This window comes from Desulfatiglans sp. (genome assembly GCA_012513605.1).
Classification (GTDB): Bacteria; Desulfobacterota; DSM-4660; order Desulfatiglandales; family HGW-15; genus JAAZBV01.
In genome coordinates this window covers 1-11,406 of the sequence record JAAZBV010000062.1, presented here as the reverse complement: position 1 = coordinate 11,406, position 11,406 = coordinate 1, and the positions used below count along the sequence as shown (strand labels likewise).

At 40.8% G+C, this 11,406-nt stretch carries 14 protein-coding genes; 2 read left to right on the top strand and 12 right to left on the bottom strand.

Annotated features, from left to right (window positions below; translation table 11 throughout):
- Positions 1-303: 303 nt before the first annotated feature.
- From GX654_07955 to GX654_07915, 9 genes are all read right to left on the bottom strand, one after another.
- On the bottom strand, positions 304-606 hold the full coding sequence (locus tag GX654_07955) for a four helix bundle protein (protein NLD36786.1): 303 nt from the start codon (positions 604-606) through the stop codon (positions 304-306).
- A gap of 65 nt (positions 607-671) precedes the next feature.
- Positions 672-1,544 (bottom strand): ABC transporter permease, encoded by an 873-nt coding sequence (locus GX654_07950; protein ID NLD36785.1) that lies wholly within the window; start codon positions 1,542-1,544, stop codon positions 672-674.
- A gap of 51 nt (positions 1,545-1,595) precedes the next feature.
- Positions 1,596-1,994, bottom strand: a complete 399-nt coding sequence (locus tag GX654_07945; GenBank protein NLD36784.1) for a HEPN domain-containing protein — start codon at positions 1,992-1,994, stop codon at positions 1,596-1,598.
- Positions 1,991-2,338, bottom strand: coding sequence for a hypothetical protein (locus GX654_07940; protein ID NLD36783.1), 348 nt, complete (start codon positions 2,336-2,338; stop codon positions 1,991-1,993). Before GX654_07940 ends, GX654_07945 begins: the two co-directional genes overlap by 4 nt.
- Before the next feature lie 246 nt (positions 2,339-2,584).
- The gene (galE, locus tag GX654_07935) at positions 2,585-3,580 is read right to left on the bottom strand and encodes a UDP-glucose 4-epimerase GalE (protein ID NLD36782.1); all 996 of its coding nucleotides are present in this window, start codon (positions 3,578-3,580) and stop codon (positions 2,585-2,587) included.
- 31 nt (positions 3,581-3,611) lie between these two features.
- Complete coding sequence (locus GX654_07930) at positions 3,612-4,061, bottom strand: type II toxin-antitoxin system VapC family toxin (protein NLD36781.1); 450 nt, start codon at positions 4,059-4,061, stop codon at positions 3,612-3,614.
- A gap of 2 nt (positions 4,062-4,063) precedes the next feature.
- On the bottom strand, positions 4,064-4,342 hold the full coding sequence (locus tag GX654_07925) for a type II toxin-antitoxin system Phd/YefM family antitoxin (protein ID NLD36780.1): 279 nt from the start codon (positions 4,340-4,342) through the stop codon (positions 4,064-4,066).
- A gap of 190 nt (positions 4,343-4,532) precedes the next feature.
- The gene (locus tag GX654_07920; GenBank protein ID NLD36779.1) at positions 4,533-5,081 is read right to left on the bottom strand and encodes a winged helix-turn-helix transcriptional regulator; all 549 of its coding nucleotides are present in this window, start codon (positions 5,079-5,081) and stop codon (positions 4,533-4,535) included.
- Between the two features lie 774 nt (positions 5,082-5,855).
- Entirely contained in the window at positions 5,856-6,164 is a 309-nt protein-coding gene (locus GX654_07915) for a hypothetical protein (protein ID NLD36778.1), read from the bottom strand.
- A 158-nt stretch (positions 6,165-6,322) separates the two neighbouring features.
- Here GX654_07915 and GX654_07910 point away from each other — a divergent pair, with 158 nt between their 5' ends.
- Positions 6,323-7,240, top strand: a complete 918-nt coding sequence (locus GX654_07910) for a universal stress protein (protein NLD36777.1) — start codon at positions 6,323-6,325, stop codon at positions 7,238-7,240.
- 38 nt (positions 7,241-7,278) lie between these two features.
- On the opposite strand, the gene GX654_07905 is transcribed toward GX654_07910, so the two are convergent.
- From GX654_07905 to GX654_07895, 3 genes are read right to left on the bottom strand one after another with little or no spacing between them, the layout of a single operon-like run.
- A complete protein-coding gene (locus GX654_07905; protein ID NLD36776.1) occupies positions 7,279-8,652 on the bottom strand; it encodes a hypothetical protein in 1,374 nt (457 codons plus the stop codon).
- Positions 8,653-8,691: 39 nt separating this feature from the next.
- Positions 8,692-9,096 carry a hypothetical protein gene (locus GX654_07900; GenBank protein NLD36775.1) on the bottom strand — a complete coding sequence of 135 codons (405 nt, stop codon included), beginning with the start codon at positions 9,094-9,096 and terminating at the stop codon, positions 8,692-8,694.
- 3 nt (positions 9,097-9,099) lie between these two features.
- Entirely contained in the window at positions 9,100-9,876 is a 777-nt protein-coding gene (locus GX654_07895; GenBank protein ID NLD36774.1) for a ParA family protein, read from the bottom strand.
- Positions 9,877-10,222: 346 nt separating this feature from the next.
- Between GX654_07895 and GX654_07890 the strand changes: the two genes are divergently transcribed.
- Positions 10,223-11,406: hypothetical protein (locus GX654_07890; GenBank protein NLD36773.1), on the top strand; the 1,184-nt coding region annotated here is incomplete at its 3' end.

Here is an 11,406-nt window from a genome sequence, read left to right as displayed (position 1 = left end):
TGAGGGCTGAGACCTGAAACCTGATGAGAGGGTTGAGGGCTGAGACCTGAAACCTGAGGTAAATCATTTTCCATTATTTACATCTCATCTTTACATTTTTTGACATAGAATATTTTGATAGGCAAGAGACTAAAGTCGAGAGTCAAGAGAGACGAAAATTAACCCCTTGACTCTAGTTTCTTGTCTCATGTCTCTTGTCACTGTTCTTTGGTCTCTAATCTCTGGTCTCTAATCTCTGGCCTTTATTAAATAAGCTCTTAATCCGCTCAACATTTTTGCCAATTCCTGTGCACCTGAATAAATTTATTTATAATCTTCACCAGATATGAATTTTTGTCTTTTTGCTATCATGCATTGGCAAACAGCTTCCATTAAAGACCCGTATGCTATTTCAATAAATCTCGCGAAATCTTTATCTGAAGACCTGCCAGAGCCTTCTGCAATATTTGAGGCAACAGATATTGATGACCTTTTTAATTGTGATGTCAGTCCAAATCTCTCATCAGGGGGAAATAATTTTGCCGCACTATAAATCTCATCGACCCATTCTATAGACTTTTGCCACACATCAAGCTTTTCAAATCTAAACTCAGGTTTCTCTTCCATGCTGAATTATTCTCCTATTTTTAATCTATTGACCCTTGTCGTTAGACTCTGGACTCTTGTCATTTTTACGCGCTCATCCTCTCTATCAAAATCGGCATTGCAGCCCGGTAGATGACCCAGACCATCAGGAGCAGGAAAAGCACAAAACCATTAACAAGAAGATAATAGCTAAAAAATTCAGATGAGGCGCCAGTTAACCAGTTTCGGGCTGTGGTTATCAGCGGTGTAAGTGGGTTCAGGTTGTAGATTATTGCTGCTAATCCGCCTTTAGGCATGGGAAATACCACAGGTGTCAGGTACATTAAGAACTGCATGAGAAGAGGCAGTGATTTTCCTACATCAGTATATAACAGCCCTACAGGTGTAATAAGCAGACCCAGTGCTGTGCCTGTGAGAATAAGCGACAGGATTGCCAGTAGAAACCATATCAGACTCCATCCAGGATAGATGCCCGAAATAATAATGACTATGAGCATTAATAATATCTTAATTGCCCCATTGAACAGTGTCTGATAGATGCCTGAAACAACAAGCGCTTCACGCGGGAAATTATTCTTTGCCAGCATCTGTTTGGCATTTGTGGTCTGCTGAAGCGGCGCGTTTACGGCATCCATGAATATGGCCCAGAGCATTGTTCCGGTAAAAACATAAACCGGATAGGGCAGGTTTGTGTCTCTAATACTGACAATTCCGGAGCCATTCAGGAATATCCATGTGGCGGTATGCGCAAGGGGCAATATAAATGCCCATAGAAGCCCGAGAGCTGTCTGCCTGTACTGCGCGCTTATATCCCTTACAGCAAGCCTCCACGCAAGCTCACGGCCATTAATGAGATCGCGGAACATATCATGTAGAAGGCGGAGAGGATTCCTCAATGAGGATTCAGGGGTGTAGATGGTTATTGAGCCCCTATATTGTGAATCATTATGATTAGGCATTATAGAAATTCATCAAGGGTAATAATTTTTATATTTTCTATTTGATGTGCATCACAATGAAGTGATGTAATTTTTTATTGCGTCAATAAACTCTTCAGCATTACTAATTGCATTAACTGAATCATCTAAAGTAACTTCAACCAATTCCTTATAATCAAACTCCTGCCTATCATCAAAAACAGAGTGCAACATTCTTGAATATTTTTTATCTATCTTTCCTGGGAGAATAAACTCTTTATCAAAAATACTGATTACTCCACTGTGTTTGGAAGTCTTAATATTTAAATTAACCCTAATATAAAGGGCTAAAAGGCTGTAAAACATGGCATAATATGCCCTGTTAATCACTGAGCGAGGACTAACCTTTGCCTCATACATTTTTTTGGCGTCGCTGAGAGTTGTTTCTGCCTGATCCAATCGGTATTGATAAAGGATTTGCATATTACTCATATATTTACGCCCTCTTCAAAAATATTTTTCACGATAGGCGCATGGGCTAAAGGAGAGTTTGTCAATTCATCTTTTGAAAAAATTAAAGGCGAAATAATAACAGAATTTTCAAGAGATACTTCCCATACAATGGTTTTTATGATCTCTTTTATCTCTCTATCAATCTTTTCTGTTTCAATAAAGACATCCATATCGGAATATTTCCCCGCGTCACCTCTTGCCCTCGAACCAAAGAGCTTGATATTAAGCAGAGGGATATTATCATTTAGACGCTTCTTTAATTCATATAAGGTTTTATAATCACGCTTTTTAATTTTTTTCTTAGGGGCATTTTTTGTATCCATTTTATTCCTCTATCCCATCGGATGATATGTGCTCGTGAAAATAGTTGAGGAGGTCGTTCGTATTACATGACACACAATGGGAAATAGGATTTTTATTGATGCCCATTTATATAAACCTCATTAAAATATTAATCTGAATTTTGTATTAAGTGTACCATCTTTCTAATGGATTACGAAGAGATATTTAAACCTGTTCCGGGTAGATTGTTCCTGTAAAAAAATAGATTGCTTAAAAGTTATACCCTGTTATTTATATCCAGTCGGGTGTTTCTCATGCCATCTCCATGCGGTTTCTAATATGCTTTTGATATCTCCATATTGAGGTTTCCAGCCTAAGTTGTTCACTGCCTTTGCAGATGAGCCTATTAATACAGCCGGGTCCCCGGCCCTTCTGCCTGTTACAGATGTTCTTATATCTTTTCCGGTAACTTTTCTAGCGGTCTCGATCACCTGCTTTACTGAACAGCCTTCACCATTTCCCAGATTATAGATGCCACCGGTATTATTATTCAGCATGCTTTCCAGTGCAAGCAGGTGCGCCTGTGCAAGGTCTGTTACATGAATATAATCCCGTATGCATGTGCCATCTTCAGTAGGGTAATCATCCCCGAAGATGCTTATCTCATTTCTCTGGCCAAGGGCAGTCTGAAGAACCAGCGGTATTATATGGGTTACAGGGTTGTGATCTTCGCCAATTTCTGCATCAGGGTCTGCCCCTGCTGCATTAAAATATCTCAGTGATGTGTAGTTGATCCCATAAGCAAGCTTATAATCCATCAGGATCTGCTCCACCATCAGTTTAGTCCTGCCGTATGGGTTTATGGGGTTTTGTGGGTGGCTCTCTGTTATAGGTATTTCCAGTGGCTCACCATATGTGGCGCAACTGGAAGAGAATAAAAAATTATTGATATTATGCCTTCGCATTGATTCCAATAAAGAAATGGATGCTGATACATTATTAAGATAATATTTGCCAGGGTCAGTGACTGACTCCCCAACATAGGCAAAGGCGGCAAAATGCATTACAGCCTGTATGCTATAGTCTTTAAAAATCTTACTTAACAGCAATTCATCTTCCATAGGTCCTTCAATAAAGGGACCCCACTTTACTGCCTCACGGTGCCCATAAACAAGATTATCCAGCACAACAGGGGTATACCCTTTTTGAAAAAGGTATTTACACATATGGGAGCCAATATAGCCAGCCCCTCCAACAACCAGTATGTTTATTTTATTTTTCATATAATTTTTTGAGATAATTGTTAGTTGTAAGCTAACTCCCGGTTACCGGTTTTGGTGATGCAGCAGATGTATTATGCCAGTTTTCGAGTTTTATATTTTTAAATCCTTTAAAATCAGAGATGTTTCTTGTAACAAGTATTAAATTATTGACCACAGCTATTGATGCGATTTGACCATCAACAAAGGGCGGGGTAACCCCACTTGATGACATTCTTGCACGCTCTTCGGCATGCAATTCAGCCGCTTTTTCATCATAGGGTAAAATTGGGATTGCAGGTAAAACAACATCATTTAAAAAGGCTGCAATAATATCTCTTTTTCTGGATTCAGGGAGACGCCTGTATCCGTATTGGAGTTCATGCCATACAAGTGATGCTGTAGCAATCTCACTGGCATTTTTTTGCAGCATATCCATAACTGATTTATCAGGATGTGTTTTAACCGCCTCTGAAAGAATATTCGTATCCAGGAGATACTTCATTTTTACGACTCAACCTTTCGCCCTGAGTCAGTATCTCTTAAATCTTCAAAGTCGACATCGGTAATATCTGTATCATCCATATTTATACCCTCTCTGAATTTCAACAGGGCATCTCTGAAATCAGTGGATTTCTGACTTAGCCGTTCATATTCTCTGATAGACAATAATACAGCTACCGGCTTTCCGCGTCTTGTAAGCTGAATGTTTGGGCCTTTCTCTACATAGTGTATTATCATCGGTAATTTATTTTTTGCCTCAGCAATAGAGATCTGATCCTGCATTATTAACCTCATAAATCATTTTTTACTATTATAGCTATCTGTATGGCTATAATCAAGGTGTTTATATTTATTTACTCTTTACTATTTCCTAAATTCAATATTCTATTTTTATACAGCTCCGCCCTTTGAGTTACATTTCTCAAGACATTCTGCAAAATATATACCGATGGCCAATAGAATAAAAATATTTCTATTTCCGCGGGGCTTCCCAGATCAATAGCCTTGGCCGGTTTTCCAGCTTTGGCTTAAGATCCTCATATTCTTCCCTGGTCAGGACCAGTGGCCGTATCTTTCTCTTGATATATCTTTCGGTTTTTCTACTCAAATCATTAAGGTGATATTCATCAATATTTCCCACCAGGAGCAGGTCCATGATCCCGGTATCCTTTCCATTTGCGTAATCATCCAGCAGAAAGGCAAGTTCAAGGTCCCCTAACCTTGTCACTATACTGTCTATAACCTGGTCAAGACCCATTACCTTGTTTACCATTGACCTTAATTCAGGAAAAAGGGGGTGTTTTTTGTTGGCTTTGTAATAGACCTGCCTGCCATCCTTTTCGGATTCGAGAAATTTTGTATCTGTAAGCTGGTTCAGCTCTTCGCGGACTGCATTGGTTGAAACATTGAATTCATTTGCCAGCTCTCTCAGGTATGATCTGGCATCAGGGTTAAAAAAGAGCCTTACAAGAAGCTTTATCCTTGTCTTTGATGCGATTAATCCTGAAAAAAGGTCGTTCAAATTCACTCCTATTACGAGTAGAAATGCTACTCATGATAGAGCAATAGAATGTGGATGTCAATGATAAAAAAGGGCACAAGGCGCAAGGGGTGTTCACCTTCGACAGAGGATACAGCGAGAAAGAGGTGCAAGGAGCATCTGTGTCGTTAAAGCTATGGCGTATTCGCGTCAAGTTAACAAAAATATAGTACCCAAAACATATTACTGGTAAGGGATATAAGATAAAGATCCCTGAGAAAAACAGCTATTCATAATTCAAGACGAAAAACCATGTCTCACACAAAGTCACAAAGCTCACAAAGTTAAGAAACAAAAAAATATTATGTAAAAAACATTTGATTTTCTTAGTGTTCTTTGCGCCTCTGTGTGAGATATTGCAGGCTTTTGCTTTTCGCCTTAGCTTGACGACAATGCACTATGGCGGGACAAGGTGCACAAGGTAAGAAGAAAAATATTATGCCAGTGTCCATCCAAAAACTGTCGTTTTTGGATTCAAGCAGTCAGCCATTAGCGTTCAGCTTTCACCAAAAGACTTTCAAACCAAAGAGTTAGCTGACTGCTGAAAGCCTCATCCAGAATTTGTCTCTTTCTGGATGGCCACTATGCCAATAATCCTGTGATATGCTTTACCATGCCAGTGTAATTATTTTTCATATCGCTTATAAATTTATTAAAGGCATGTCCCTCCGGTGAGATACAAGGAGGTTTCTACAGAGAAAATCGCCTCCAGCACCTTGTCCTGTAATATATATATATTACTATATTCTAACGCCTCTATTGATACTCCGGGACATTATCGTAGTTTCCGGTAGGATTAGCGTAGATAAGCCTGAATCGTTTTTTATCCCCTGCTTTTTTTTGATATTCTTTAATAAGAGAATTATAAATGGCTGGCGAAAAAAGATTCTTAATATGACGAGAAGGATATCTGCTGTTTTCAATTATTTTTGAAAACAGAAATTTTATAAAGTCAGTGTCTTTTTTATCAAGCCGGTTAATAGTATCCTCTACTGTAATAGTATATTCCCCCCAGAAACATTCTTCTAATACTGCTTTAATGTTTTTCCTACGATTATCAGCCATTACCTATACTCATGTTTGTTTGATATTGATTTATACTGAATTTATCTGATTTTGTAAAATATTTAACTTGATATCTATTCCATATTTCTAATTCTCTATTGCTTAAATCGGCGACCTTTGATACTTATTAATAAAAAAATCTATGGAGGGTCATAAAAATGCGTGTAAAACTGGACAATATCATGTGCGCTGCCGATTTCTCAGAGTTATCCAATCATGCGGTCTTTTATGGGGTCTCTCTTGCCAGGGAGTATAACGCGAAACTCTATTTGTGCCACGTGATTGACCTCTCTTCCGCCACCATGTACGGTGAGGCCACATACGCATTTGAATCCCAGCTTACGCATATGGAAGATTATGCCCACAAACGCTTGAAGCGTATAATGGAGAAATACAGCATCAACTGGGAACCGCTTGTTACTATTGGTAATGCCGCAGATGAAATAACCCGCCTTGCACAGGAAAACCGGGTTGACATGGCCATTACAGCAACTAGAGGCAGGGCAGGCCTTAAAAGGCTTGTACTGGGCTCTGTTACAGAACATTTGATGCACAGCCTTCCATGCCCGCTTCTTACTGTTCATGGCCCGGAAAATGACCCTGCGCTTACCAAAGATAAGGAAATCAAGTTCAACCGTATACTTGTCGGTTCTGATTTTTCAGATGATTCAAACCTCGCCCTTGAATATGGCCTGGCCCTGGCCCAGGAATACCAGTCAGACCTCTATATTGTTCATGTACTTGAAACCCCCCGTTATAAGGATATCCCTACATCTGTTCAGGGGGCACGCGAGGAGATCAGAAAGAGCCTGCACAAGCAGCTCAAAGACCAGCTCGAAGCCCTTGTGCCCGAGGAGGCGCATAACTGGTGCAAACCCAAGACACGCCTTCTTTCCGGTATTGCCCATGAAGAGCTTGTTAAATTTGCCAACGTAGAGGATATTGATCTCGTGATCATGGGCGTAAGGGGGCACAGCCTTGTAGAATCACTGTTTGTTGGGGCAACCACAGAAAGAGTCATACGCAAGGCAGGTTGTTCGGTAATGTCTGTAAGGCCTATTGGAAGACAAGCCTGAACAGTATAAACCTGCTATATGAAATAATCCTGCGATGGTTATCTCTTTCTTCTTATAACCCTTCTTTTCCTGCGCACCACTCTTTTCGGTGCGCTTGTATCTCCTGAATCGGAAACCGTCACAGTATCATCTGCATCAGAACCTGACATCTCCCAGGGGAATTTCTGCCAGTGTGAGCATGTTGCCTTCGGGCATTTCAGAAAATTTTTTCCGCTGCTGTCTGTAACCTCAATCAGGAAGTTGCTTGCGCATTTCGGGCAGTCAATATAATAGGGCTTTCCCCAGCTTATGAAAGTACAGCCGCTGCTTGAGCAGTGATAATAGGACTTTCCCTTTGCTGTCTCACTAGTTTTGATACTGCCAGTACCGCACAGCGGGCATTTGAGGCCGAGCTGTGCCTCAAATTCAAGAATCCTGTCCTCTATTTCCCTGTCATCAAGAGGTTCAAACTCTTCAGAGGCTGCATCCTGAATATCTCTCTCATCCTCATGGGGTTCAGCTTCAGGGTCATGGATATCCTGGGGAGGATTGATATCTGTTGTTTGTCTGCCAGTTTCAGGTAAACCAACTGTTTCCGCTCCCTGAGCTATGTTTGAAGCACTGGAGACAGATAAATCCTGCGTTACAGCCGGCCGGGAAACCTCTGGTTGCTGTTGAATACCTTTAATGATTGAAGAGGGTTTAATTACCTTGTCTGTCTTCAGCTGGCTGAAGATATTGACCGGTTTTACAGGGATAACAACCGGCCTCTTTTCTTTTTTTTCGGCAGGGGTGTCATCCCCGATCCTCAGATGAGAGAACCTTTTTTTTGCAGATGCGGATTTAGCTGCCGCTTCATTAACAGACACACCCTGGATATCGAGCATCTGGTGAAACTGTTTTGATGCATCTGTCTGTGATTTTCTACCTGCTGTCACCTCGTCTATCATTTGCCCCAGATATGCAACCAGGTTAAGGCCCGGCATGTTGGGAAATATACGATCAAAAAGCTGTGCCATGCTGATCATGGGTTTATTGCAGAACATACGCTCATCGGTGATCTTCAGGTAATTCTTTTTTTTCATATCCTCTATGACATTAATAATATCGCTTTCCGGCTCAATACTCATCTCAGCCAGCTCTTCGGTAAGAGTGGAAACTGTATAGCGCGGCGGGGGCAGGGCCGGGAAGGTCTCTATTTCAGTCTCCCGTGTAGCAAGCAGCACAACGCATGAGACAGAAAATATATTAAGTTCCAGTTCATCTATTCCATACCTTGTGCCAAGCAGATGTTCAATATGAATGCCCAGTATATCATTGAATTCCTTTATCAGGGGCATATTGCCCGAACCAGCCGCCTGTCCGCCCGGCTGTTCCTGATTCGCTCCATTCTGATTTTTTACGGCGCCTTCCTGTAAAGTATCATTTCCCATAATTATTCCTGTTTATCCTTTATCCTCTTCAGGTGGATCTTATGCAGCACTTTTTATATTGTCCAGGATATTATCTACCTTTTTACCCATATCATCAGCAGGATCAGGAGCAGGATCATCAAGGATATCCTTATCTTTATCAGAAGATGGGTATGGTTTTTCACCGGTGAACTCTTTTCTGTTATCGATATTTACTGAAAGATAATCGCCGTTCCTGTCAAGCAGCACTGAAAGATTTACCTTAACCTCAAATGAAAGCTTATAGGCAATCTGATTATCCACAGCAACTATATCGCCGCTCCTGTATTCTATATCCTCCTCAATATGGAGGTTATGCTCCTTCATGATAATCTTCTCGATTGCACCCCAGTCAAGGTCCGCTGTAATAGCATCCATCAACTCCTGCTCACCATTTTTGATTATCTCAGAATTTGTTATTTTCATATCTTACTCCTCATTACAACACATGGAACCTATTATCTCCCTTGCAAGGGAAATAAAACCTTTTGACCCATCGGATAAGATATCAGTAAGGATTATTGATTTTCCGTAACAGGCAGATTCCTTATTGCTGCGGTACCTTGGAATTACACTCCTGTATACCATGCCATTAAAACTTTTCCTTACCTCCCCTGCTATCCTTGCAGAAAGTGCTTCATGAGGGTCGAACATATTAAGCAATATCCCGCCTATCTCTGTTTTAGCCTTAAATTTTTTCATCAAACCCTTAAAAACAGTAAAAAACTGACCAAGTGATTCAAGTGCAAAATACTCGCACTGCAAAGGTATTATTAAACAGTCAGCCGCAATTATCGCGTTTACACTGAGGAAACTCAATGAAGGCGGGCTGTCTATAATTAAAAAATCAAATTCATTTTTTATCCGATCAAGCGTTCTATCAAGTATATGCTCGCGATCATCATGTGACCTGAGATCATGCTCTACGCCTAAAAGCCTTATGTCTGCCGGGATCAATTTTAAATACTCTATTTCTGACCCCTTTATTGTCTCCGCCACAGGGATTGTCAGGGTCAGGGCATCATATATCCCTTTTCCCATCTTTTTACCTTCAGCCGTTATTGCACCTGTTGCATGTCCCTGAAAATCCATGTCAATAAGCAGGGTTTTTTTCTCTGCAAGGGCAAGGGCAGTTGAAAGATTAACAGCGGTTGTTGTCTTTCCTACCCCTCCCTTCTGGCTTGAAATACATATGATCTTTCCCATAAAAGTGATGCGCCCCGGTCATCATCTCCTGCTTATTAATGGATACTCGTTTTAATCGAATTTTTGCAAATATTATGCCACCCATTTTTCTGCCTGGTTGAGCAATATCACCATTAAAAAACAGGAAACATGGGGGATTCCGTCAAAATGCTGACATTACCTGCTGATTAAAAGGTCATTTTTTTAATCAATTGAGTATTTAAAGAAAGAGTAACAGCGGTTTTCTACTTGGCAGGCTATCAAAAGACAAGAAGGAGGTACAATATCCGATATTTTTTTAACAGGCACGATTCCTGCTTAAAAAGTTTATTTAGGGTTTTATAGGTATTTATAAAAGGAGCCATTTTTGAGGTCAATTGTAACATATGAAGGTATTGACGAGGCGATAAAGAATCTGCGTTATACAAACAGGAATTCTTTAAAGTCAAAACTCATCAGCACAATAAGAGATCAGTATCGCTCATCCGGGGATAATGTTGACTCTGTAAAAGAGATAGATACCGATTTTCTGGTGAAAACCCTCTGGGAAACAGGTGATGACCATGGGCTTATCAGGAGCAGAAGAAAAAACTACAACAGCATTAAATCTACAGTAAACTCTGACCTTAAAAAACTATACAGCGATGGCCTGAATAAAGAGGGCATAATAATAAACCAGAAAAATATCTTTGACATGTCTGAAGAGGCAAAAAGCGAGATACTTGAGTCATTCTCATATGGCGGCAGCGGAAGCAGTCAGATTCCACTGGATAAAATCACAGATGTGTTGAGTGTTATAAATGAGTTTATCTCAAACAGGGAGTCAGGCATTGAAGAGAACGCCAAATTTGAGCAGCTCAAGGAGCTGATCAGGGATATCTCAGGCAAAGTGGGGATATCCATTGTGAGCCAGGGGGGGGTGCCAACAGGGGCTCAGCCTGTTCAAGGGGAAGGCGCGGGTGAAGCGGTTTATTCAGTCCAACCCCAGAGGCCGGTAATTATACAGGAAGAAGAGCTTGAAGAGTTTGATGAAGATGATGCGGATATTATAGAAGAGCCTCTTGACGAGGTTGATGAGTTTGAAGAGATGCCTGAAGAGGAGCTTTTAGAGGATGAGGCGGAAGATGAAATAATTGATGATATTGAAGAGGTGCCTGATGAAGAGCTTGAGGAAATATCTGAAGATGAGATAGAGGAAGAAGAGGTGGATGCAGATGAGGTCTCTGAAGAGGAGGTTGAGGAAGATGTAGATGAAGAAGTGTTTGAGATCATCGAAGAGCCTGTTGAGGGACTCATTGACGATGTTGGTGAGATTGAAGAGGTGCCTGAAGAGGAGATAGAGGAGCTTTCAGAGGAAGAGGCAGAAGGTGAAATAATTGATGATATTGATGATATTGAAGAGGTGCCTGATGAAGAGCTTGAGCAAATATCTGAAGATGAGACAGAGGAAGAAGAGGTTGACGAGATAGAGGAGGAAGCTGTTGATGAGATAGGGGATGATGAGTATGAGGAGGTTGATATTGAGGAGGCCCCTGAAGAAGAGCTGGAAGA

Bases quoted from the DNA above. Each gene is read 5' to 3' on its own strand.
- GX654_07955 (NLD36786.1), bottom strand. From the start codon at position 606: ATGGAAGAGAAACCTGAGTTTAGATTTGAAAAGCTTGATGTGTGGCAA.
- GX654_07915 (NLD36778.1), bottom strand. From the start codon at position 6,164: ATGGCTGATAATCGTAGGAAAAACATTAAAGCAGTATTAGAAGAATGT.
- GX654_07925 (NLD36780.1), bottom strand. From the start codon at position 4,342: ATGCAGGATCAGATCTCTATTGCTGAGGCAAAAAATAAATTACCGATG.
- GX654_07910 (NLD36777.1), top strand. From the start codon at position 6,323: ATGCGTGTAAAACTGGACAATATCATGTGCGCTGCCGATTTCTCAGAG.
- GX654_07930 (NLD36781.1), bottom strand. From the start codon at position 4,061: ATGAAGTATCTCCTGGATACGAATATTCTTTCAGAGGCGGTTAAAACA.
- GX654_07895 (NLD36774.1), bottom strand. From the start codon at position 9,876: ATGGGAAAGATCATATGTATTTCAAGCCAGAAGGGAGGGGTAGGAAAG.
- GX654_07945 (NLD36784.1), bottom strand. From the start codon at position 1,994: ATGAGTAATATGCAAATCCTTTATCAATACCGATTGGATCAGGCAGAA.
- GX654_07905 (NLD36776.1), bottom strand. From the start codon at position 8,652: ATGGGAAATGATACTTTACAGGAAGGCGCCGTAAAAAATCAGAATGGA.
- GX654_07950 (NLD36785.1), bottom strand. From the start codon at position 1,544: ATGCCTAATCATAATGATTCACAATATAGGGGCTCAATAACCATCTAC.
- galE (NLD36782.1), bottom strand. From the start codon at position 3,580: ATGAAAAATAAAATAAACATACTGGTTGTTGGAGGGGCTGGCTATATT.
- GX654_07940 (NLD36783.1), bottom strand. From the start codon at position 2,338: ATGGATACAAAAAATGCCCCTAAGAAAAAAATTAAAAAGCGTGATTAT.
- GX654_07900 (NLD36775.1), bottom strand. From the start codon at position 9,096: ATGAAAATAACAAATTCTGAGATAATCAAAAATGGTGAGCAGGAGTTG.